At 66.0% G+C, this 22,331-nt stretch carries 24 protein-coding genes; 19 read left to right on the forward strand and 5 right to left on the reverse strand.

The features are described from left to right. Window positions 1-124: 124 nt before the first annotated feature. The 9 genes from rpmD (at window position 125) to ACK4HL_RS16625 (ending at window position 6,331) form a co-directional block, all read left to right on the forward strand. Entirely contained in the window at window positions 125-313 is a 189-nt protein-coding gene (rpmD, locus tag ACK4HL_RS16585; RefSeq protein WP_409762499.1) for a 50S ribosomal protein L30, read from the forward strand. A gap of 12 nt (window positions 314-325) precedes the next feature. After that, window positions 326-811, forward strand: coding sequence for a 50S ribosomal protein L15 (gene rplO / locus ACK4HL_RS16590; RefSeq protein ID WP_409762502.1), 486 nt, complete (start codon window positions 326-328; stop codon window positions 809-811). Window positions 812-872: 61 nt separating this feature from the next. Next, entirely contained in the window at window positions 873-2,204 is a 1,332-nt protein-coding gene (gene secY, locus ACK4HL_RS16595) for a preprotein translocase subunit SecY (RefSeq protein ID WP_409762505.1), read from the forward strand. Continuing rightward, the gene (locus tag ACK4HL_RS16600) at window positions 2,201-2,851 is read left to right on the forward strand and encodes an adenylate kinase (protein ID WP_409762508.1); all 651 of its coding nucleotides are present in this window, start codon (window positions 2,201-2,203) and stop codon (window positions 2,849-2,851) included. Before secY ends, ACK4HL_RS16600 begins: the two co-directional genes overlap by 4 nt. A gap of 204 nt (window positions 2,852-3,055) precedes the next feature. Continuing rightward, the gene (rpsM, locus tag ACK4HL_RS16605) at window positions 3,056-3,424 is read left to right on the forward strand and encodes a 30S ribosomal protein S13 (protein WP_409762511.1); all 369 of its coding nucleotides are present in this window, start codon (window positions 3,056-3,058) and stop codon (window positions 3,422-3,424) included. Window positions 3,425-3,437: 13 nt separating this feature from the next. Continuing rightward, on the forward strand, window positions 3,438-3,827 hold the full coding sequence (gene rpsK / locus ACK4HL_RS16610; RefSeq protein ID WP_395660345.1) for a 30S ribosomal protein S11: 390 nt from the start codon (window positions 3,438-3,440) through the stop codon (window positions 3,825-3,827). A 108-nt stretch (window positions 3,828-3,935) separates the two neighbouring features. Then, window positions 3,936-4,958: a DNA-directed RNA polymerase subunit alpha gene (locus ACK4HL_RS16615; protein ID WP_409762516.1), complete on the forward strand. Its 1,023-nt coding sequence runs from the start codon at window positions 3,936-3,938 to the stop codon at window positions 4,956-4,958. A gap of 52 nt (window positions 4,959-5,010) precedes the next feature. Then, window positions 5,011-5,436 carry a 50S ribosomal protein L17 gene (gene rplQ / locus ACK4HL_RS16620; RefSeq protein WP_409762519.1) on the forward strand — a complete coding sequence of 142 codons (426 nt, stop codon included), beginning with the start codon at window positions 5,011-5,013 and terminating at the stop codon, window positions 5,434-5,436. Window positions 5,437-5,608: 172 nt separating this feature from the next. Continuing rightward, window positions 5,609-6,331 carry a helix-turn-helix transcriptional regulator gene (locus tag ACK4HL_RS16625; protein ID WP_409762522.1) on the forward strand — a complete coding sequence of 241 codons (723 nt, stop codon included), beginning with the start codon at window positions 5,609-5,611 and terminating at the stop codon, window positions 6,329-6,331. Here the strand turns inward: ACK4HL_RS16625 and ACK4HL_RS16630 are convergent, their stop codons facing one another. Next, a complete protein-coding gene (locus ACK4HL_RS16630) occupies window positions 6,332-7,516 on the reverse strand; it encodes a hypothetical protein (protein WP_409762525.1) in 1,185 nt (394 codons plus the stop codon). Between the two features lie 135 nt (window positions 7,517-7,651). On the opposite strand from ACK4HL_RS16630, the gene ACK4HL_RS16635 reads away from it, so the two are divergent. The 3 genes from ACK4HL_RS16635 to ACK4HL_RS16645 are packed head-to-tail and all read left to right on the forward strand — an operon-like array spanning window position 7,652 to window position 10,838. Continuing rightward, window positions 7,652-8,089: an Lrp/AsnC family transcriptional regulator gene (locus ACK4HL_RS16635; RefSeq protein ID WP_409762527.1), complete on the forward strand. Its 438-nt coding sequence runs from the start codon at window positions 7,652-7,654 to the stop codon at window positions 8,087-8,089. Window positions 8,090-8,118: 29 nt separating this feature from the next. Continuing rightward, complete coding sequence (locus ACK4HL_RS16640; protein ID WP_409762530.1) at window positions 8,119-9,522, forward strand: DegQ family serine endoprotease; 1,404 nt, start codon at window positions 8,119-8,121, stop codon at window positions 9,520-9,522. Further along, the gene (locus ACK4HL_RS16645; protein WP_409762533.1) at window positions 9,522-10,838 is read left to right on the forward strand and encodes a replication-associated recombination protein A; all 1,317 of its coding nucleotides are present in this window, start codon (window positions 9,522-9,524) and stop codon (window positions 10,836-10,838) included. Before ACK4HL_RS16640 ends, ACK4HL_RS16645 begins: the two co-directional genes overlap by 1 nt. A gap of 182 nt (window positions 10,839-11,020) precedes the next feature. Here ACK4HL_RS16645 and ACK4HL_RS16650 read toward each other — a convergent pair whose 3' ends face one another. Together ACK4HL_RS16650 and betC are read right to left on the reverse strand one after the other, a co-directional pair. Beyond that, the gene (locus ACK4HL_RS16650; protein ID WP_409762536.1) at window positions 11,021-11,647 is read right to left on the reverse strand and encodes a sulfotransferase family protein; all 627 of its coding nucleotides are present in this window, start codon (window positions 11,645-11,647) and stop codon (window positions 11,021-11,023) included. A 68-nt stretch (window positions 11,648-11,715) separates the two neighbouring features. Continuing rightward, complete coding sequence (betC, locus tag ACK4HL_RS16655; RefSeq protein WP_409762539.1) at window positions 11,716-13,260, reverse strand: choline-sulfatase; 1,545 nt, start codon at window positions 13,258-13,260, stop codon at window positions 11,716-11,718. A 29-nt stretch (window positions 13,261-13,289) separates the two neighbouring features. Between betC and yidD the strand changes: the two genes are divergently transcribed. After that, window positions 13,290-13,559, forward strand: coding sequence for a membrane protein insertion efficiency factor YidD (gene yidD, locus ACK4HL_RS16660; RefSeq protein WP_409762542.1), 270 nt, complete (start codon window positions 13,290-13,292; stop codon window positions 13,557-13,559). On the opposite strand, the gene ACK4HL_RS16665 is transcribed toward yidD, so the two are convergent. Together ACK4HL_RS16665 and ACK4HL_RS16670 are read right to left on the reverse strand one after the other, a co-directional pair. Next, window positions 13,549-14,250: an outer membrane protein gene (locus tag ACK4HL_RS16665; protein WP_409762545.1), complete on the reverse strand. Its 702-nt coding sequence runs from the start codon at window positions 14,248-14,250 to the stop codon at window positions 13,549-13,551. The two genes, yidD and ACK4HL_RS16665, sit on opposite strands and share 11 nt — an antisense overlap. 109 nt (window positions 14,251-14,359) lie before the next feature. Next, window positions 14,360-15,649 (reverse strand): outer membrane protein, encoded by a 1,290-nt coding sequence (locus ACK4HL_RS16670; protein WP_409762548.1) that lies wholly within the window; start codon window positions 15,647-15,649, stop codon window positions 14,360-14,362. 176 nt (window positions 15,650-15,825) lie between these two features. Between ACK4HL_RS16670 and thrS the strand changes: the two genes are divergently transcribed. The 6 genes from thrS to ACK4HL_RS16700 all read left to right on the forward strand — a co-directional run bounded on the left by thrS (window position 15,826) and on the right by ACK4HL_RS16700 (window position 22,306). Continuing rightward, complete coding sequence (gene thrS / locus ACK4HL_RS16675; protein ID WP_409762551.1) at window positions 15,826-17,784, forward strand: threonine--tRNA ligase; 1,959 nt, start codon at window positions 15,826-15,828, stop codon at window positions 17,782-17,784. Window positions 17,785-17,904: 120 nt separating this feature from the next. After that, window positions 17,905-18,633, forward strand: coding sequence for an SDR family NAD(P)-dependent oxidoreductase (locus ACK4HL_RS16680; protein WP_409762554.1), 729 nt, complete (start codon window positions 17,905-17,907; stop codon window positions 18,631-18,633). A gap of 3 nt (window positions 18,634-18,636) precedes the next feature. Further along, window positions 18,637-18,792 (forward strand): DUF2256 domain-containing protein, encoded by a 156-nt coding sequence (locus tag ACK4HL_RS16685; protein ID WP_409762557.1) that lies wholly within the window; start codon window positions 18,637-18,639, stop codon window positions 18,790-18,792. Further along, complete coding sequence (locus tag ACK4HL_RS16690) at window positions 18,789-20,288, forward strand: cryptochrome/photolyase family protein (RefSeq protein ID WP_409762560.1); 1,500 nt, start codon at window positions 18,789-18,791, stop codon at window positions 20,286-20,288. Before ACK4HL_RS16685 ends, ACK4HL_RS16690 begins: the two co-directional genes overlap by 4 nt. An 87-nt stretch (window positions 20,289-20,375) precedes the next feature. Further along, entirely contained in the window at window positions 20,376-21,389 is a 1,014-nt protein-coding gene (locus ACK4HL_RS16695; RefSeq protein ID WP_409762563.1) for an LLM class flavin-dependent oxidoreductase, read from the forward strand. After that, window positions 21,386-22,306, forward strand: coding sequence for a pirin family protein (locus ACK4HL_RS16700; protein ID WP_409762566.1), 921 nt, complete (start codon window positions 21,386-21,388; stop codon window positions 22,304-22,306). Before ACK4HL_RS16695 ends, ACK4HL_RS16700 begins: the two co-directional genes overlap by 4 nt. Window positions 22,307-22,331: the final 25 nt, after the last annotated feature.

The following is a 22,331-nucleotide window of genomic DNA, read 5'->3' on the forward strand; positions in this document are numbered from 1 at the left end:
GACGCGCGGAAGAAGCAGACGAGCCCGCGCGCCGCCGCCTCGCGCCGCGGAAAGAGGGTGTCTGAGGTGCTCCGCCGTAGCGGCGGCGAAGCGGCCGTGGCCGAGTAAGTGAAGGAAACCGATCATGGCGAATGACAAGAAGACCGTCACGGTCCAGCAGATCTCGAGCCCGCAGCGCCGCCCCGGCGCCCAGCGCGCCACGCTGATCGGCCTCGGCCTGAACAAGATGAACAAGACCGCCACCCTCGAGGACACCCCTGCGGTGCGCGGCATGATCGCCAAGGTCGCGCACCTCGTGCGCGTCGTGGAATAAGGAAGACCTGCCATGAAACTCAATGAGATCGCCGACAACCCCGGCGCCCGCCACGCCAGGAAGCGCGTGGGCCGCGGCATCGGCTCGGGACTCGGCAAGACCGCGGGTCGCGGCGGCAAGGGCCAGACAGCCCGCAAGGGCGGCGCCAAGGCCGGGTTCGAAGGCGGTCAGATGCCGATCTACCGCCGCCTGCCGAAGCGCGGCTTCAACAAGCCCAACGCGGTGGAATACAACGAGGTGAACCTGTCGCGCGTGCAGGCCGCCGTCGATGCCAAGAAGCTCGATGCGTCGCAGCCGGTGACGGTCGCGGCCCTGGTGGCGGCGGGCGTCGTCTCCGCACCGCTCGGCGGTGTGCGGCTGCTCGGCAAGGGCGAACTGAAGTCCAAGCTGACCTTCGAGGTCTACCATGCGACGGCCGGCGCCGTCGCCGCCGTCGAGAAGGCGGGCGGCTCGGTGAAGATGCTGAAGCCGGCCGAGAAGGCTCCGGAAGCGAAGTAAGCTTGCAGGCACTGGGCAGGGGCCCCACATAGGGGCACTGTCTCAGCGCGAGGACGAGAGAATGGCATCAGCCGCAGAACAACTTGCTGCAAACCTGAACTTCGGCGCGCTCGCCAAGTCGGAAGACCTGAAGAAGCGAATCTGGTTCACGCTCGGCGCCCTCATCGTCTACCGCCTCGGAAGCTATATCCCGATCCCCGGCATCGATGCCGTGGAACTCGCCAAGTTCGCCGCGCAGAACTCGAGCGGCATCCTGGGCTGGGTGAACAACCTCGCCGGCGGCGCCCTGGGCCGCATGGCGATCTTCGCCCTCAACATCATGCCCTACATCTCGGCCTCGATCATCATCCAGCTGATGACGTCGGTCTCGCCGCATCTCGAGCAGCTCAAGAAGGAAGGCGAGCAGGGCCGCAAGAAGATCAACCAGTACACGCGCTACGGAACGGTGCTGCTGGCCGCACTCCAATCCTACGGCATCGCCGTGGGACTCGAGGGGCAGGCCGGCCTCGTCACTGACCCCGGCATGTTCTTCCGCCTCTCGACCGTGATCACGCTGACGGGCGGCACGGTGTTCCTGATGTGGCTCGGCGAGCAGATCACCTCGCGGGGCATCGGCAACGGGATCTCGCTCATCATCTTCGCCGGCATCGTGGCGGGGCTGCCTTCGGGCATCGCGGGCCTCCTCGAGCTCGGCCGCACCGGCCAGGTTTCGACCTTCGTCATCCTCGGCATCATCATCATGGCCGTGGCCGTGATCGCCTTCATCGTGCTCATGGAGCGTGCCCAGCGCCGGCTGCTGATCCAGTATCCGAAGCGGCAGGTGGGGAACAAGATGTTCCAGGGCGAAAGCTCGCACATGCCCCTGAAGCTCAACACCTCGGGCGTCATTCCGCCGATCTTCGCCTCCTCGCTGCTGCTGCTGCCGATCACGGTCGCCAATTTCAGCCAGGGGCAGGGTCCGGACTGGCTCAACACCCTCACCGCCATGCTGGGCCACGGGCAGCCGCTGTTCCTGGTGCTCTACGCCGCCCTCATCATCTTCTTCGCCTTCTTCTACACGTCCATCATGTTCAACCCGAAGGAGACGGCGGACAATCTCAAGAAGTATGGCGGCTTCATCCCCGGCATCCGGCCGGGCGAGCGGACGGCGGAATACATCGACTACGTGCTCACCCGCATCACGCTCATCGGCGCGCTGTACCTGACGCTGGTCTGCCTCCTGCCGGAATTCCTGATCGGCTACACGGGCGTTCCCTTCTATTTCGGCGGCACTTCGCTGCTGATCGTGGTCAGCGTCACCATGGATACGGTGGCCCAGGTGCAGGGCCATCTGCTGGCCCAGCAGTATGAGGGGCTCATCAAGAAGTCGAAGCTCAGGGGGAGCAAGCGGTGAACATCATCCTGCTCGGGCCGCCGGGGGCCGGCAAGGGCACCCAGGCCAAGCTCATCGAGGACCGCCACGGCATGAAGCAGCTCTCGACGGGCGACATGCTGCGGGCGGCCGTCGCCGCAGGCACCGAGACCGGCCGAAGGGCCAAGGAGATCATGGACCGGGGGGAGCTGGTTCCGGACGCGGTCGTGGTCGGCATCATCGCCGACCGGCTGGACCAGCCGGACGTCAAGAAGGGTTTCATCCTCGACGGCTTCCCGCGCAACACGGCCCAGGCCGAGGCGCTGGACGCGATGCTCGCCGGCAAGGGCCTGAAGCTCGACGCCGTGATCGAGATGAAGGTCGACGACGAGGCGCTCGTCGAGCGCATCACCGGGCGGTACACCTGCGCCACCTGCGGCAAGGGCTACCACGACCGGTTCGAGCAACCGAAGGTTTCAGGCGTGTGCGATGTGTGCGGGGGAACCCAGTTCACGCGCCGCGCCGACGACAACGAGAAGACGGTCCGTGACCGCCTCGCTGTCTACAACAAGCAGACCGCGCCGCTGGTGCAGTATTATGGCGGGCGCGGAACGCTGAGGTCGATCGACGGCATGGCGGACATCTCTGAGGTGACCCGCCAGATCGAGGGCGTGCTGAACGGCGTCTGACGCCTTGGATTTGCGGCTTCTTGAGGTTGACGCGGAAGCGATTCCCCTCTAGATAGACCGCAAAACACGGTCGAAGACAGGCTGGCTTCAGGGGGTGGCCCCCTTGAGGTACGGCCTCATGCCTTTGCAGGCGGCCGGTCGAAGCACGGAAACAAAATTACGAAGCCGGTGGCGCAAGCCACTGAGGTGATTAGGAGAACAGGCGTGGCCCGTATTGCAGGCGTCAACATTCCGACCAACAAGCCCGTGGCGATCTCGCTGCGCTACATCTTCGGCATCGGTCCGGTCAACGCGGTCGAGATCTGCGACAAGACCAAGATCGACCCTACCAAGCGCGTCAACGAGCTGTCGGACGCCGAGGTGCTGGCGATCCGCGAGGTGATCGACCGTGATTACGTGGTGGAGGGCGACCTGCGCCGCGAGGTGTCGATCAACATCAAGCGCCTCGTCGACCTCGGCTGCTACCGCGGCCTTCGCCACCGCAAGGGCCTGCCCGTGCGCGGCCAGCGCACCCACACCAACGCCCGCACCCGCAAGGGTCCCGCCAAGGCGATCGCCGGCAAGAAGAAGTAAAGGCTGAAAGAACATGGCTAAGGAAGCTCAACGTCCGCGCCGCAAAGAGCGCAAGAACATCTCCTCCGGCGTCGTCCACGTGAACTCGTCGTTCAATAACACGATGATCACCATCACCGACGTCCAGGGCAACGCCATCGTCTGGGCCTCGGCCGGCAAGCTCGGTTTCAAGGGTTCGCGCAAGTCGACCCCCTATGCTGCGCAGGTCGCCGCCGAGCAGGTGGGCCGCGCCGCCATGGAACATGGCATGCGCACGGTCGAGGTCGAGGTTTCGGGCCCGGGTGCCGGCCGCGAGTCCGCTCTCCGCGCGCTGCAGGCCTGTGGCCTGCAGGTGACGTCGATCCGCGACGTGACGCCCATTCCGCACAACGGCTGCCGTCCGCCGAAGCGCCGCCGCGTCTGACCGGCGTGGCCGCCGCCGCCCGCATTTTTCCGTGCGGTTCATCGATATCTTTGTGAAAAGTGGCTCCCCTGACCGGGGGAGCCGGATTTTCGACAGGAAGCACACGAGATGCAAGTGAACCAGAAGAACTGGCAGGAATTGATCCGTCCGTCGAAGCTCGACGTCCAGCCGGGCCGTGACCGCCGCCGGGTGGCGACCTTCGTCGCCGAACCGCTCGAGCGCGGATTCGGCACCACGCTCGGCAACGCGCTTCGCCGTGTGCTGCTGTCCTCGCTCCAGGGCGCGGCCGTGACCTCCGTCCACATCGACGGCGTGCTGCACGAATTCTCCTCGATTGCCGGCGTGCGCGAGGACGTGACGGACATGATCCTCAACATCAAGGAAATCGCTCTCGGCATGCAGGGCGAGGGTCCGAAGCGCCTGATGCTGCGCAAGGAAGGCCCGGGCGTCGTCCGCGCCGGCGACATCCAGACCACCGGCGACATCCAGATCCTGAACCCCGAGCACGTCATCTGCACGCTCGACGAGGGTGCGGAGATCCGCATCGAGTTCACCGTGGCGACCGGCAAGGGCTATGTCTCGGCCGAACGCAACCGCCCCGAGGATGCGCCCATCGGCCTGATCCCGGTCGATTCGATCTACAGCCCGGTGAAGCGCGTCTCCTTCAAGATCGAGAACACCCGCGAGGGCCAGATCCTCGACTATGACAAGCTCATCATGACCGTCGAGACCGACGGTTCGGTGAGCCCTGAGGACGCGGTGGCCTATGCGGCGCGCATCCTGCAGGACCAGCTCTCGGTGTTCATCAACTTCTCTGAGCCCTCCAAGGCCGTGATCGAGGAGGCCCGCCCCGAGCTCGAGTTCAACGCCGCGCTTCTCAAGAAGGTGGACGAACTGGAGCTTTCGGTGCGCTCGGCCAACTGCCTGAAGAACGACAACATCGTCTACATCGGCGACCTGATCCAGAAGACGGAAGCCGAGATGCTGCGCACGCCGAACTTCGGCCGCAAGTCGCTCAACGAGATCAAGGAAGTTCTCGCCCAGATGGGCCTCCATCTCGGCATGGAAGTGCCGAACTGGCCCCCCGAGAACATCGAAGAGCTCGCCAAGAAATACGAACAACACTATTGAGAACAGGAGCGGCGCGCGCTAAGTCCCGCGCCGGCATTGAAGGAGAACGGTTATGCGTCATGGTTTCAGGGGCCGCCGGTTCAACCGCACGGCGGAGCATCGCGAGGCGATGTTCGCCAACATGTCCGCGGCGTTGATCAAGCATGAGCAGATCGTCACGACGCTGCCCAAGGCGAAGGACCTTCGCCCCGTCGTCGAGAAGCTGGTGACGCTGGCCAAGAAGGGCAGTCTTCACTCCCGCCGCATGGCCATGGCCCAGCTCAGGGACGAGACGCAGCTGAAGAAGCTGTTCGACGTGCTGGCCAAACGCTACGAGGGCCGCAACGGCGGCTATCTCCGCATCATGAAGGCGGGCTTCCGCTATGGCGACCAGGCGCCGATGGCGGTGATCGAGTTCGTCGACCGCGACGTGAATGCCCGCGGCCAGGATTCCGGCCCCACCCAGCAAGCGGCTGAGGAGACCGAGCAGGCCGCCTGACGGCACCTGCTTCCGCCAACGTTTTCAAGAGGCAGCAGCGATGCTGCCTCTTTTATTTTGCCGTTGCTGCCCTTAGGGAAGGTGGCTAAAAATCGAGGGGCTTGCTTGAACCGGGTTTCATTTCTGGCCGCTAGCATGGCTTCTTCAAAGTGGTTAATGATTCCCGCATTCGATGATGAACCGGTTCGACATCTTCAGCGCAACCCAGGAGCCTTTCGCCGACTCCCGCGAGTCGGCGGATTTCCTGCGCATGGCGCGTGACCGGTTCGGCGTGCTCAATCTCTCCTACTGGTTTCTCGGCGCCTCGAACGACCTGCCGGACCGGATGACGTGGCTCTCGACCTATGACGAGAGCTACATGGCCATCTACATGCGTGAATATTCGCCGCTGAAGGACCGCGCCTTCCAGATCTGCTTCCGCACCCTGCTGCCGCTCGACTGGGCGCAGCTGCGCAACAGCGACGAGTCGGTGCAGCACATCCACGAGACGGCCGAACAGTTCGGCGTGGGGCGCCACGGCATCTCGATCCCGATCCGTGATCCCGGGGTGGGGGATGCGATGTTCTCGATCAACTTCGAATGCGACGACCGGCTGTGGGAGAAGCTCCGCCAGGAGCTCGTCAACAGCATCCACCTCTTCGCGCATTACTATCACCTGCGCATGAAGAACGTGCTGGCGGCGCGCCCGGTGAGCGCCGAATTCGACCTGAGCCCGCGCGAGCGCGAGGTGCTGCAATGGGCGGCGGAAGGCAAGACGGCGTGGGAGACGGCGCAGCTCCTCGGGCTGAGCGAGAGTGCCGTCAATCTCTATTCCAGCAAGGCGATGAGCAAGCTGCGCGCCAAGACCAAGACCCAGGCCGTGGCCATCGCCGTCAAGAACGCCATCCTCAACTGATCAGCCGTTGAACACCTCGCCCACCGGGATCACCGCGTGGTCGCCATAGCCGTTGAACATGGTGGCGGTGGCGATGCCATAGGCGCCCAGCGTGCCGAATTCGATGTAATCCTCGTCCCTGATGCCGACAGGCAGGTCGAGCTTGGCGGGCAGCACGTCGAGCGGGTCGCAGGTGGGGCCGAAGACCTTCCAGGGCTTTCTGGGACCTTCCACCAGGCGGCCGTCGCGGATCACGCGGAACGGCGGCTGCAGCTCCGGCACCTGCATGAACTCCATGAGCCCGCCATAGATGCCGTCGTTGAGGAAGAGGTCGTCGCCGTCCGAGCAGACGAGCTTGATGCGCGTCAGCAGCGACATGGAGTTGGCGACGAGGCCGCGCCCCGGCTCGCACTCGAGCTCCGGCTCGGTACCCTTGCCGAAGCTTCGTGTCACCGCCTCGGCGATGCTGGCAAAGAACACCTCGAGCGGGGCGGGACGGCTCAGGGGATAGCTCGCGGGGAAGCCGCCGCCCACGTTGAGCTTGCCGACATGCACGCCCGCCGCACGCGCGATGCGGTGCGCCGCCTCGATGTGGCGTACATAGACCTGCGGATCGCGCGACTGCGAGCCGGGGTGGAAGGTCAGCACCGGAACGAAGCCGCGGCGGGCGATGTCCTGCAGGAGCTCGATGGCGATGTGCTCGGGCGCCCCGAACTTGGTGGAGAAGTCATGCGCCGAGGAGGCGCGCTCGCGCGGCAGCACGAAGCGCACGGCGAGTTCCACCGAGCGGTCCTCGCCGACGATCTCGGCAACCTTCGCCACTTCCTCGCGGGCGTCCACCGCGAAGCGGCGGCAGCCGAACTTGTGATAGGCGTTGTGTATCTCGCGGCGCGACTTCACCGGGTTGTGGTAGTGGAAATGGGCGTTTGGCTGCACCGAATGCACGAGCGCCATCTCCTGCACGGAGGCGACATCCCAGTGGGTGAGGCCCGCCTCGGCGAGTGCCGTCACCACCTCCCGCGAGGGATTGGATTTCACCGCGAAGCTCACCTTGCCGGGAAAGCCCGCCGTGAAGCGGACCAGCCGCTCCTTCAGCCTGTCGGCGCTGAAGCAGAACACCGCCTCTTCCGGCTGCATCACCTTCGCCACGTCAAGCGCGTCGGCGTAGAAGGGGGCGGAGACGATGTTCAGGGCAGGCTGGGCCATGGGGATTACCTCCGGTCGGGGTGGAATAACGTGCCGCGTCACTTAACGTTCGGTCCTGTTGGATTACACACGGCATTGTGCTGAAATGTGACGGCTGAGTCGGCCGATTGACGAAATTGGACTGCAGATCGACGTATGATACAGGTCACCGCCAAGGATGAGGAACTCATCGCTCTGCTCAAGGCCGATTCGCGCGAGCCCGTTGCCTCGCTTGCCCGCAAGCTCGGCCTGTCGCGCACCACGGTGCAGGACCGGTTGCGGCGGCTCGAGGAGACGGGCGTCATCGCCGGCTATTCCGTCAAGCTCTCGCGCGAGATGGACCAGGGCGGCATGCGCGCCTTCGTAACGCTGTCCGTCGAGCCGCGCCGCCAGATCGAGGTGGGGCGCGTCCTGGCGCGCTTCCCCCAGATCGAGACGCTGCACACGCTGAGCGGCAAGTTCGACCTGATCGCCCAGGTGAAGACGGCCTCCTCCGAGGCCATGGACCGGCTGATCGACGACATGGGCCAGATCCCCGGCGTCACGCGGATCGAGACATCGGTCATTTTGTCGACAAAGCTTGATCGCAGATAGGGCGCACAAGCGCCCCGATAAGGAGTCCCATGCGTTTTGCCACCACCATCCTGTCCGCCCTGCTTCTGTTCATGGCGGGCCCGCTCGCCCGGGCGGAGAAAGCCGTGCCGGAATCCGCCGCCGCGGTCGAGCTCTCCTTCGCGCCCGTCGTCAAGCGCACGGCGCCCGCCGTCGTCAACGTCTTCGCGCAGCGGATCGCCGTCTCCCAGCAAGGCAACCGCTTCTTCGACGATCCGTTCTTCCGCCGCTTCTTCGGAGACGACGGCAGCTTCGGCCGGCCGCGCGAGCGGGTACAGAACTCGCTTGGTTCCGGCGTGCTGGTCGATCCGTCCGGCCTCATCGTCACCAACAACCACGTCGTGGCGAACGGAACGGACATCAAGGTGGTGCTGGCTGACCGGCGGGAATTCGAGGCCAAGGTGCTGCTGACCGATGAGCGCACCGACCTGGCCGTCCTGAAGATCGACGTGCCCGACGAGGAGCTTCCCGCCTTGGGCCTTGGCGATTCCGACGCGCTCGAGGTGGGCGATCTCGTGCTCGCCATCGGCAACCCGTTCGGCGTCGGCCAGACAGTGACGAGCGGCATCGTCTCCGCACTCGCCCGCACCAAGGTGGGCGTCAGCGACTACCAGTTCTTCATCCAGACGGATGCTGCCATCAATCCCGGCAATTCCGGCGGGGCGCTCGTCAACATGAAGGGCGAGCTCATCGGCATCAACACCGCCATCTTCTCGCGGAGCGGCGGCTCGATCGGCATCGGCTTCGCCATCCCCACCAACATGGTGCGCACCGTGGTCGCCACCGCAGAGAGCGGCAGCGACGCAATCCGGCGGCCGTGGCTCGGCGTCGAGATTCAGGACGTGACACCGGACATCGCCCAGTCGCTCGGCATGGCGCGGCCGGAAGGGGCACTCGTCGTCGGCCTTCATCCCGAAAGCCCGCTCGCCAAGGCCGGCGTGAAACGGGGCGACGTGATCCTCGCCATCGAGGGCAAGCCGGTGGAGAACGCCCAGGAACTCGGCTACCGCGCCGCCACCACGGCGATCGGCGCCAGCACCATCGTGGAATACCAGCGCAAGGGCGAGCGCCGCGAAACCAAGGTCACCATGGTGGCGGCGCCCGAGACGGTGGACCGGCAGGACACGCTGATCAAGGGGCCCAATCCGCTCGCCGGCGCCACCGCCGCCAATCTCTCGCCCGCCGTCTCGGATGAGCTGGGCCTTCCCTCCGAGCTGACCGGCGTGGTCATCGCCAAGGTGGAGCGCGGGCCCGCCCAGCGCTTTTTCAGGCGCGGCGACGTGATCCTCCAGGTGAACGGAACGGAGATCGACAGCGTCGAAACGCTCACCACCGTGCTCGAGGCGAACGAAGGCCTCTGGCGTATCGCGGTGAACCGCGGGGGACGGGTGATCAAGCTCGCCATCGGCGGCTGATGTCCAGCCTGTTCGAGGCGGCGGGCTTCGGCAAGGAGGCGCCCCGCCCCCTGGCGGACAGGCTTCGCCCGCAGAAGCTCTCGGACGTGGTGGGCCAGGACCATCTGGTCGGGGCGGAGGGCGTCATCACGCGCATGCTGGCGGCCGGCCGCATCCCCTCGATCATCCTCTGGGGCCCGCCCGGCACCGGCAAGACGACGATCGCGCGGCTGCTCGCGGGGGAGACGGGGCTCGCCTTCGAGCAGATCTCGGCGATCTTCTCGGGCGTGGCCGACCTCAAGAAGGTGTTCGAACAGGCGCGCATCCGGCGCGAGCAGGGCAGGGGCACGCTGCTCTTCGTCGACGAGATCCACCGCTTCAACAAGTCCCAGCAGGATTCCTTCCTGCCCTACGTGGAGGATGGCACCATCATCCTGGTGGGTGCCACCACCGAAAACCCGTCCTTCGAGCTGAACGGCGCGCTCCTTTCGCGCGCCCAGGTGCTGGTGCTGAACCGGCTCGACGCCGACGCCATGCAGGCGCTGGTGCGCCGCGCCGAGGTCTTCGAGCGCCGCGCACTTCCCGCCAAGCCCGAAGCGCGCGAGGCGATGATCGGCATGGCCGACGGCGACGGCCGCTATTTCCTCAACATGCTGGAGGAGGTGTTCGCGGCGGTGCCGGAGGGCGGCGAGCCGCTCACGCCGGAGACGCTCGCGCGCACCGTTCAGAAGCGACTGCCGCTCTACGACAAGGCGGCGGACGGCCATTACAACCTGATCTCCGCGCTCCACAAGTCGGTGCGCGGGTCGGACCCCGACGCAGCGCTCTATTACCTCGCCCGCATGTTCGTGGCGGGAGAAGACCCGCTCTTCATCGCCAGGCGCGTCGTCCGCATGGCGATCGAGGATGTGGGGCTCGCCGATCCGGAAGCGGTGCACCAGGCGCTCGCCGCCAAGGACACCTATGACTTTCTCGGCAGCCCGGAGGGCGAACTCGCCATCGCCCAGGCCGTGGTCTATGTGGCGACGGCGCCCAAGTCCAACGCGGTCTACAAGGCGTTCAAGGGGGCGATGGAGCGGGCAAGCCAGACGGGCTCCCTGATGCCGCCCAAGATCATCCTCAACGCGCCCACGAAGCTCATGAAGCAGCAGGATTATGGCGCTGGCTACCGCTACGACCATGACCAGCCCGATGCCTTCTCCGGCCAGAACTATTTCCCGGATGGAATGGGCCGCGAGAGCTACTACGAGCCCGTCGAGCGCGGCTTCGAGCGCGAGGTGAAGCGCCGGCTTGACTACTGGGCGAAGCTCCGGCGCGAGCGCGGCGAGGGTCGATAGGAAAAAGCGCTAAAGCGGAATGATCACGACGGCTCCCGAGACGTCGCCATGCCGTCATTCCGGCGAGCGCCGGAATCCAGCTCATGTGTCAAACCGTCAGGCAGCCAAAATCTGACCCCCGCCCCGCGCCGGGGCGACGGCAAGAAGAAAAGGAAAAGTGAGTTCGCCTCACATCATCCACTCTAGCGCCCGCCGTTCTTGATCCTGTCCCAGAAATCCTCGCGGTTGTTGGATCGCGGGAAAGGCTCGTCTGGAACGTCGCAGCCGAGGAAGTCGCAAAGCGGCTCCCAGCCGTCCCGCACCTCGTAGACCAGCAGCCGGCCGGATGGCACCCCTTCCTTCACCGCGTCGTTGTGGGCGTTGAAGGCCGCGATCAGCTCCTCGCGCGAGGTCTTGCCCGAGAAGCCCGCCTTGCCCAAAACGGCGGCCGCCATCTCCAGGAAGGGCTTCATGTGCGGGGGCGCCTGATCCGCCCCGCCCATCAGCTTGTGAATGGTCTCGGAGAAGCTGTCATGCCAGCTCTCAGGGCTGCGGGTCGAGAGCACGACCTTGGCCTCCGGATATTCCTCGGAGAGTTCCTTCCAGAAGGAGGCGGTGGGCCAGTCGACGGCGGAACCATAGCCTTCGTAGAGAACGTCCCAATCCACCTTGCCGAGGGCTGCCGCATGCCAGCCCGGCACATGGCGGGGCGGGTCCTTGATCACCTCTTCCATGTGGTGGGTTGGACCAAGACCCAGCCGTTCCAGCGCGAGCTTGAGAGAGTATGTTCCGGTGCGCCCGACACCGGCGCCGATGACCTGTAGCGGCATGGTTTCCTCCCCGGCAACGGTTCGAGGCTAACACCGCGCGCGGGCGGGCACCATGTACCGCCGGGCGACTATCTCCTTCTTTTGTCCTCAATGTCCGGCGCATGGGGAAAGCGCGACTTGAGATCGCGGTCGGTGACGCTCATGTGGTTGCGCGTGTATTGCTCGGAGGCGTCGCGGAGCGGCTGGAAGTCCCACGGGAAATGGTGCCCGCGCTTCAGCGCCTCGAACATCATCAGCCGCGACTGCTGGCTTTCCAGCACTTGCGAATGGATGCGCGGGATATCGAACTTCGCCTCCACCTCCGCGCGGAACTTCGCAGCCAAGGGGTGCGAGGGTGCGAGATTGACGAGTTCCAGCGGGTCGTCACCGAGGTTGAAGAGCTGGTCGGGGTCGGCAGGCGAGTGAATGAATTTCCACGGCCCGCGCCTCAGCATGTAGAGGGGGGCGATGGCGCCTTCGGCCAGGTATTCGCCCCATGCGGTGCCGTCCGGGTCCTCCATGCCGCCGATCAGCAGGGGGTAGAGCGAGCGGCCGTCCACCGGCCTTGCCAGCGTCGCGACACCGTCATTGGCGATCGCCGTGAGGGTGGGCAGGATGTCGGCGATGGTGACGGGCTCCTTCACCCGCCGCGCGGCGAAGCGCTTCGGCGACCACACGAGGAACGGAACATGGGCCGAAGGTTCGAGATAGGACATCTTGTACCACAGGCCCCTCTCGCCCAGGAAATCCCCGTGGTCGGAGGTGAAGACGATCACCGTGTTGTCGAGCCGCCCCGTCGCCTCGAGCGCGCGGATCATCTGGCCGAGGAGATCGTCGACATAGGAGATGTTGGCGTAATAGCCGTGCCGCGCCGCGCGGAGGTCCGCCTCGGTCACCGTGTAGTCGTCCATGGCGGAGACGTCGTAGAGGCGCTGGCTGTGCGGGTCGAGCGCGGCTCTCTCCATGCGCGGCACCTTTGGCAGGTCGATGTCCTCGCCGCGGTAGAGGTCCCAGAATTTCCTCCGCGCCGCGTATGGGTCATGCGGGTGGGTGAAGGAAGCCATCAGGCAGAAGGGTTTCTCCGGCTCGAAGCGCACGTAGTCGTAGATCTTGCGGATGGCGAGGAAGGCCACTTCGTCGTCGAATTCGAGCTGGTTGGTGATCTCGGCAATGCCGGGCTGCAGCACCGAGGTCATGTTGTGGTACCACCAGTCGATGCGCTCCTGGCGGAGACGCCAGTCTGGCGTCCAGCCGAAATCGGCGGGATAGATGTCTGTCGTCAGCCGCTCCTCGAGGCCGTGCAGCTGGTCTGGCCCGACGAAATGCATCTTGCCGGAAAGGCACGTCTTGTAGCCGGCGAGCCGCAGGTAGTGCGCCCAGGTCGGAATCGAGGAGGGAAACTCCGCCGCATTGTCGTAGACGCCGGTGCGCGAGGGCAGGAGGCCGTTCATCACGGTAGCGCGGGCGGGCGCGCAGAGCGGGCTCGTCGTATAGCAGTTTTCGAATACGACACCTTCCCGCGCCAGCCGCGAGAGGTTGGGCGCCTGCACCAGCGGATGGCCGTGGAACGGGAGGAACTGGGCCGCCAGCTGGTCGGCCATGACGAAGAGGATATCGGGCTGTGCATTCTTCATGGGGCGTCCTATATGCTGTCGCGCGCGCCATGAAAACCGTCCTTCTCGCCTTGATCCGCACCTATCAGCTGACGCTCTCGGCCTTCATCGGCCGCCGCTGCCGTTACCTCCCGACCTGCTCGGACTATGCGGCGGAGGCGATCCGCCGGCATGGGGCGGCGCGCGGCGTGGCGCTCGGCTTCGCGCGCGTCTGCCGCTGCCATCCCTGGGGCCAGTCCGGCTTCGACCCCGTTCCCGAGGTCTATGCCGGCCCGGTCTGGCGCATGAAGGAGAAGAAAGCGGAGGAGGCTAAAGGCTGAACGCGTAGTTCAGGCCCAGGCGCAACGTGTGCATGCCGTCGAGTTCGAGGCTAACCTCCCCATCATACGCGGCCGCTGCCCCCTCCACCATGCCGTATTCGACATCATCGAGGCGCAGGTAGAGATATTCGAGGCCGAGCGAGACGCTCTCGGTGACGAAATAGTCGATGCCCGCGCCGACGGTCCAGCCATAGGTCCACTGGGCATCCTCGTCGGATTCGATGGCATGGGCGCTTACCGGCACGTCGAGGCCGAGTTCCATCTGGGCCGCGGCGAAGCCGCCCGTGACATAGAGCAGCGCGCCTCCATTGCTCACGCCCGCGCGGGCGCGCAGCGTGGCGAGATGGTTCATGTTCAGCGAGGCGTCGTCGCCGTCATGATCGTTCTCGGCGATGTCGCCGCCGAAGGTCCAGTCGCCGACGAGGCCCACCACCCAGCCGTCCGCCACATAGTCGATGCCGGCGCGCGCGCCGATGCCAAAGCCGGTGCCGTGGAGATCGTGCTCGTGGCTGCAGGGGCAGACGTTCACATAGTTGCTGTCGAGCGCGCTCCCAGCAGCGAAGACGCCCACGTTCAGGTCATAGGTGGACGGCCTCAGTTCCGGAGGCGGCTCGAGGTCGGCCGCAAGCGAGGAAGATGACGGCGCGGCCGCGAAGGCCAGAAGGGCGAGGGGGATGAGAGCGGCTTTCATGGGAGAGACCTCGATAGTTTGATGCAAATCCTGGTGAATTCTGCAACTTTCGAGTTAACTCCCTCTTATGAAAGGGTTAGCCGGTGGTTACCGACCCGTTCCATTCGCATCAGAATGCATAGTTGAGGCCCAGCCGGGTGAGGCCGAATTCGGCCGAGACTTCGGAATCGTCGATGCCGGACGCAGGCGTGGTGCCGAGGTCGATCCAGAGATACTGCGCCTCGGCAGACACTCTTTCGCTCAGTGCATATTCGATGCCGGCGCCGGCGGCCCAGCCGAGCTGCCGGTCCCTGATCCGCCAATCCGCGCCGAGCTCGATGATGTCGCTCGCGATGGCCGCCGTGGCACCGCCGCCCGTCACATAGGCGAGCAGCCTGTCCGAGGCGAGGCCGGCGCGAAGCCGCGCGGTGGCAAACCAGTCGACCGTCGTCCGGCAGCCAGAGTCGAGGCAGCTCCACTTTTCCCCGCTGTTGAAGAGTCCTTCGAGATTGGCGAACTGGAAATCCGCCGCCGCGCCGATCACCAGCGGGCCGAACTGCAAGTCGTAGCCGGCCAGCACGCCGGTCGCCGCCCCGGCGAGGCGCTGCTCCCCGGATGAGCCGCCGAATTCGTCGCTCATGACCTGGTCGCCGCGGGCATAGCCGCCCGTGATCCCGGCGCGGAACCCGCCCCAGCCGCGCGGCTCTGCCGCCGCTGCATCCTCGGCGATCAGACGCCCCGCCGCCGCGGCGCCGAAGGCATAGTTCAGCCCCACCCGCAGGCTGCTGAAGCCCGCGGAGGCGCCGAAATCATAGTCTCCCTTGCGCAGGGTGGCGCCGAGGTCCGTGTAGAGATATTCGATCCTGGTCGACATGGTGGCCGAGTGGGCGATCTCGAGGCCCGCACCCGCCGACCAGCCCAGCACGACGTCTTCGACCTGCCAGTCCGGACCCTCATCCTTGAACTCGCTGGCAAGACTGCCGTAGGCGAGGCCGCCGGTAAGATAGGCAAGGACGCTGCCGGCGGGGTAGCCGGCCCTGAGCCGCGCCGTTCCGAACCAGTCCACCTGGCTGGCGCAGCCGATTCCTTCGTTCCCGGGCATGCAGCTCCAGCCGCCTTCCTCCGTGGCGAATTCCCCGGCGATGTCGGCGAACTGGAAGTCGGCCTCCGCGCCGATCAGAATGTCGCCTGCATACCAGTCATGGCCGAGCTGGAGCCCGGCCAGCCCGCCGTCGAGCCGGTGCCCGTCGGAATTGCCGGCACTGCTCTCCTGTGCATGCTCCCCCAGCGCGTAGCCCGCATTCAAGCCGACGTGGAAACCGGACCAGTCGCGCGGCACGGGAATGACGATCTCCTCCGCGCGGGCAGGCGTTGGGCAGGCCAGGATGACGAGGAAAGCGAGAAGTTTGGCCCTGTTCATCATGAATTCGTTCGCAAGCGGGGATCGGCCGCCCCTCTTCCTGTCGCATGCCGGCATTGCGGGAAGCTGACCTTGCACTTGACCGGCGGCGAGCCAGTCTTTAAAGCCCGCCTGCTAATCTAAACTATTGATTTCGCTTACCCGCACGCGTTGGCGGGAGTGAGCAGGAGGCACACATGATCACCTTGACCTTCCCCGATGGCGCCAAGCGCCAGGCCAATCCAGGGGTTTCCGCCCGCGACGTGGCGGCATCAATCTCCAAGTCTCTCGAGAAGAAGGCCGTCGCCGCCGTCGTGAACGGCCGGATGGTGGACCTCGCCGACCCCATCACCGCCGATGCCACACTCCGCATTCTGACGCGGGATGATCCGGAATCGCTCGAGCTCATCCGCCACGATTGCGCGCATGTGCTGGCCGAGGCCGTGCAGGAGCTCTTCCCCGGCACGCAGGTGACGATCGGCCCCGTGATCGAGAACGGCTTCTATTACGACTTCTTCCGCAACGAGCCTTTCACCACCGAGGATTTCGCCGCGATCGAGAAGAAGATGCGGGAGATCATCCAGCGCGACAAGCCCTTCACCAAGACCACGAAGACGCGCGAGGAGGCCAAGGCCTTCTTCCGTCAGAAGGGCGAGCTGTTCAAGGTCGAGCTGGTCGACGCCATTCCCGAAGGCCAGGAGATCAAGTTCTACGACCAGGGCGGCTGGTCCGACCTGTGCCGCGGCCCCCACATGACCTCGACCGGCAAGATCGGCAACGCCTTCAAGCTCATGAAGGTGGCGGGCGCCTATTGGCGGGGCGACTCGAAGAACCCGATGCTGACGCGCATCTACGGCACCGCCTGGGCCAGCGAGGCCGATCTCAAGGCCTACCTCCACGCGCTGGAGGAAGCCGAGAAGCGCGACCACCGCAAGCTCGGCCGCGAGATGGATCTCTTCCATTTCCAGGAGGAGGGGCCGGGCGTCGTGTTCTGGCACGCCAAGGGCTGGACGATGTTCCAGCAGCTCATCGCCTACATGCGCCGCCGCCTCTCGAAGCTCGGCTATGACGAGGTGAACGCGCCGCAGCTTCTCGACAAGTCGCTGTGGGAAACCTCGGGCCACTGGGGCTGGTACAAGGAGGCGATGTTCGCCGCCACCTCGGCGGGCGAGACGACGGATGATGACCAGGTCTTCGCCATCAAGCCGATGAACTGCCCCGGCCACGTGCAGATCTTCAAGCACGGGCTGCGCTCCTACCGTGAGCTGCCGCTCAGGCTGGCCGAGTTCGGCAACGTCCACCGCTACGAGCCGTCAGGCGCGCTGCATGGCCTCATGCGCGTGCGCGGCTTCACCCAGGACGACGCGCACGTCTTCTGTACCGAAGACCAGATGGCGGAGGAGTGCCTCAAGATCAACGATCTGATTCTTTCCACCTACAAGGACTTCGGCTTCGAGCAGATCGTGGTGAAGCTCTCGACGCGCCCCGAGAAGCGCGTCGGCTCGGACGAGGCTTGGGACCGCGCCGAGAGCATCATGTCGAAGGTGCTGGAGCAGATCGCCGCGGACTCCGGCGGCAAGATCAAGACGGCGGTGAACCCGGGCGAGGGCGCCTTCTACGGCCCCAAGTTCGAATACGTGCTGCGTGACGCGATCGGGCGCGACTGGCAGTGCGGCACGACGCAGGTCGACTTCAACCTGCCTGAACGCTTCGGCGCCTTCTACATCGGTGCGGACGGCGAGAAGAAGGTGCCGGTGATGATCCACCGCGCCATCTGCGGTTCGATGGAGCGCTTCCTCGGCATTCTGATCGAGCATTTCGCCGGCCACTTCCCGCTCTGGCTCGCGCCCACGCAGGTGGTGGTGGCGACGATCACCTCCGAGAGCGACTCCTACGCCCTCGAGGTGCGCGACATGCTGCGCAAGGCCGGCCTTCGCGCCGAAGCCGATCTCCGCAACGAGAAGATCAACTACAAGGTCCGCGAACACTCCGTGCAGAAGGTGCCGGTGATCCTCGTGGTGGGCAAGCGCGAGATGGATGAGCGGGCGGTGAACATCCGCCGTCTCGGCTCGCAGAACCAGACGCCCATGAGCCTCGACGCAGCGATCGGCGCGCTCAAGGACGAGGCGACGCCGCCGGATTTGCAACGGGAGTAGCCAGCCGCCACCCCCTCGCTTTTATCCTCTCCCCCAGAGGGGGAGGGGGCGGGCTGAGGAGGTCTCTCCGCGTGTCCCACGTCCGCTGAACCATCCTTCACCCGCCGCCGTACAACGCGCATGTCCAGCATCATGATCGTCATCGGCGCAACGGGCGGCATCGGTTCGGCGCTGTCCCGCAGGCTTGCAGCGGCAGGCCACACCGTCCATGCCATCGCCCGCGACGCAGCGAAGCTCGAGGCCCTTGCCGCGGAAACCGGCGGCTCCGGCGCGGTGGCCGACGTCATGGACCGCGCTGCTCTCGAACAGGCCGTGAAGGCGGCAGGCCCCGCCGTGGCGGGCCTGGCCTATTGCGTCGGCTCCATCACCTTGCGGCCCGTCGCGCGCGTCACCGACGAGGAGGTCGAGCGCGACTTCCGGCTGAACGCGCTCGGTGCGCTCCGCTCGGTGCAGGCGGCTCTCCCGGCGCTCAAGTCCAATCAAGGCACGTCCAGCGTCGTCCTCTTCTCCACCGTCGCCGTCGCGCAAGGTTTCGCTTCCCACGCCTCGATCGGCATGGCGAAGGGTGCGGTCGAAGGCCTCATGCTGTCGCTCGCCGCCGAGCTCGCGCCCAAGGTGCGCGTCAATTGCGTGGCGCCCTCGCTGACGAAGACGCCGCTCGCCGCCGCGCTTACCTCGAACGAGCAGATGGCCACCGCCATTGCCGGGCTCCACCCGCTGCAGCGGCTGGGCGAGGCGGATGACGTGGCCGCCGCCGCCCAGTTTCTGCTCTCGTCCGATGCCTCGTGGATCACCGGGCAGGTGGTCGGCGTCGATGGCGGGCGCTCCATGTTGCGCAGCAAGGGCTGAGCCATGGCGCGCATGCGCCGGAAGGGCGAGCTTGCTTCGAAGACATGCGCCGCCTGCGGCAGGACCTTCGCCTGGCGCAAGACGTGGGAGCGCGACTGGGAGAACGTGAAGGTGTGCTCGGACCGCTGCCGCGCCGCGCTGAAGCGGAAGCCGAGATGACCACGCTCCGCATCGTGCTGGGCGACCAGCTCACGCGCGGCCTCTCCAGCCTGCGGGGCTGCGCGGCGGGTGACACCGTGCTGATGATGGAGGTGGCGGAAGAAGCCGCCTATGTGAAGCACCACAAGCAAAAGCTCGTCCTCGTCCTCTCCGCCATGCGCCACTTCGCGGAAGAGCTCCGCCGCGAGGGGCTCGCCGTGGACTACGTGCGCTTCGACGATCCCGCGAACACGGGGTCCTTCACCTCGGAAGTGCGGCGGGCCATCGCCCGCCACGCGCCCACGCGCATCGTGGCCACCGAACCGGGCGAATGGCGCGTCATGGAGATGATGAAGGGCTGGGGTGCCGAGATCCTGGACGATGGCCGCTTCTTCGCCTCGCCCGCCTCCTTCGCCGCCTGGGCGGGGGGCCGCCGCCAGCTCCGCATGGAATGGTTCTACCGCGACATGCGCCGCGCCTCGGGCCTCCTCATGGAGGGCGAAGAGCCCGCGGGTGGGCAGTGGAATTTCGACCACGACAACCGCAAGGCCCTTCCCGGGGATGTCGTTCCGCCGCCGCGCCGCCGCTTCGCCCCCGATGCGATCACCCGCGAAGTGATGGCGATGGTCGAGGCCCGCTTTTCCGATCATTTCGGCGATCTCGAGCCCTTCGGCTGGGCGGTCACGCGCGAGGATGCGCTGGAGGCGCTCGATCACTTCATCACCGCCTGCCTGCCGCGCTTCGGCGACTATCAGGATGCGATGAAGCAGGGCAGCGGCTTCCTCTGGCATTCCGTCATCTCGCCCTATCTCAACATCGGCCTCCTCACGGCGCGCGAAGTGTGCGCCCGCGCCGAGGAAGCCTGGAGGAGCGGCCACGCGCCGCTCAACGCCGCGGAAGGCTTCATCCGCCAGGTCCTCGGGTGGCGCGAATACGTGCGCGGCCTCTACTGGCTGAAGATGCCGGCCTATGCGGAGACGAACGCGCTCGGCGCGCGCCGCAAGCTGCCGGAGTTCTACTGGACCGGGGAAACGGAAATGAACTGCCTCGCGCAGGTGATCGGAGAAACCAGGCGCCACGCCTATGCCCACCATATCCAGCGCCTCATGGTGACCGGCAATTTCGCGCTGCTCGCGGGGCTGGATCCGCGCGAGGTGGAGGAATGGTATCTCCTCGTCTATGCCGATGCCTTCGAATGGGTGGAACTTCCCAACACCCACGGCATGGCCCTGTTCGCCGATGGTGGCGTGATGGCATCGAAGCCCTATGCGGCTTCCGGCGCCTATATCGACCGCATGTCCGACTATTGCGCCTCCTGCCGCTTCCGGCCGGACGTGAAGCTCGGCGCGAAGGCCTGCCCCTTCAACTACCTCTACTGGGATTTTCTCATTCGCAACGAAACGAAGCTGAAGGCCAACCCGCGCATGGCGATGCCCTACCGCACGCTCACGAAGATGGATGGGGCGCGCAAGGCGGAGGTCACGCGGCAGGCAGAGGCATTCCTCAACGCGCTCTGACCTGTACCGGCGTCACTTCCGGCTTGGCGGGTTCTCTCCGCGACACGGTCCTTGAATTGTAATTCAATCGGATACATATATGCCGCCATGGACATCGGCATCTACACATTCGCGGACGTGGCGCCCGGCGGCTCTCACCCGCAGCGCCTGAAGGAACTCGTGGCCGAAATGGAGCTCGCCGACCAGGTGGGCCTCGACGTGTTCGGCCTGGGCGAGCATCACCGGCCGGATTATGCCGTGTCGGCTCCCGCCGTGGCGCTCGCGGCCGGTGCGGCACGCACCAGGAGCATCCGCCTCACCAGCGCCGTCACGGTGTTGAGCTCGGACGATCCGGTCCGCGTCTTCCAGCAATATGCGACGCTGGACGGCCTCTCCGGCGGCCGTGCGGAGATCATGGCGGGGCGCGGCTCCTTCATCGAGAGCTTCCCGCTCTTCGGCTACGACCTTGCGGACTACGACGCGCTGTTCGCCGAGAAGCTCGACCTCCTCCTCAAGCTCCGCGACGGCGAGACGGTGAGCTGGCAGGGCGAGCTCCGCCCGCCGCTCGACCGCGTCACGCTCTATCCGCGTCCCGAGCAGCAGAAACTTCCCGTGTGGATCGCGGTCGGCGGCACGCCGCAGTCGGTGGTGCGCGCGGCCTCGCTGGGGCTTCCCATGGCGCTCGCCATCATCGGCGGCGACCCGAAGCGCTTCGCACCCTATTTCGACCTTTATCGCCAGTCATGGTCCAGGGCCGGACGCAATCCGGAGGAAGCGCGGCTGAGCCTGAACATGCACGGTTTCGTGGCCGATACCACCGAGGCCGCCAAGGACATCTTCCACGAACCCCACAACGCCGTGATGAACCGCATCGGCGCCGAGCGCGGCTGGCCGCCTTCGGGCCGGCGCGAGTTCGAGGCGGCCTGTGGGCCGAACGGCCATCTCCTCGTCGGCGATCCGGACCTTGTCGCGGACCGCATCATCGAACTCCACCGCATCTTCAAGTTCGACCGCATTCTCGTGCAGATGGCCATCGGCGCCATGCCGCACGGGGAACTGATGCGCGCCATCGAGCTTCTCGGCACCAAGGTCGCACCCCGCGTGAAGGAGGCAACACAATGAGCCTGCCCCATGTTCCCGATCCCATGCCCGGCGATGCCGCCGCGGCGGACGCCATCGAGATGGTGATCGTGCCCCGCGCGCGCGACCTCGGCGGCTTCGAGGTACGCCGCGCGCTTCCCGCCGCGCGGAAGCAGATGATCGGCCCCTTCATCTTCTTCGATCAGTTCGGGCCCGTCCTGATGAAGGCGGGGCAGGGAATCGACGTGCGGCCGCACCCTCACATCGGGCTTTCCACCGTCACCTGGCTCTTCGACGGCTCGATCTTTCATCGCGACAGCCTGGGCTCCGAGCAGCCCATCGCGCCGGGAGAGCTGAACTGGATGACGGCCGGCAGGGGCATCGTCCATTCCGAGCGCACCGCCGCGCCGGATCTCGCCCGCGAAAGGAAGGTGTTCGGCATCCAGAGCTGGGTGGCGCTGCCGAAGGATCATGAGGAGACCACCCCCGCCTTCGAGCACGTGGCCATGGAGCGGCTTCCCCTTCTCGAGGACCGCGGCATCTCGGCTCGCGTCGTAGCGGGTTCGCTCTATGGCGCCGCCTCGCCTGTGAAGACCCATTCCGATCTCTTCTATGCCGACGTGCAGATGGCTGCCGGAACGGCGCTGCCGCTTCCCGTCGAGCACGAGGAGCGCGGCGTCTACGTGGCCGAGGGCGAGATCGAGGTGGCGGGCCAGGGTTTCGAGGCGGGGCGCCTCCTCGTCTTCCGCCCAGGCGATGCCATCACGCTGCGGGCGCGGAGCAATGCCCGCGTCATGCTGCTCGGCGGCGAGCCGATGGACGGGCCGCGCCACATCTGGTGGAACTTCGTCTCCTCCTCGAAGGACAGGATCGAGGCCGCCAAGGACGACTGGAAGCACGCCCGCTTCGCGATCGTGCGGGGAGACGAGACGGATTTCATCCCGCTGCCGGAGAGGTGAGCCGGGGCTGAAAAGCCCGAAACCT

The sequence above is a fragment of the Aestuariivirga sp. genome (genome assembly GCF_046294715.1).
GTDB lineage: Bacteria > Pseudomonadota > Alphaproteobacteria > Rhizobiales > Aestuariivirgaceae > Aestuariivirga.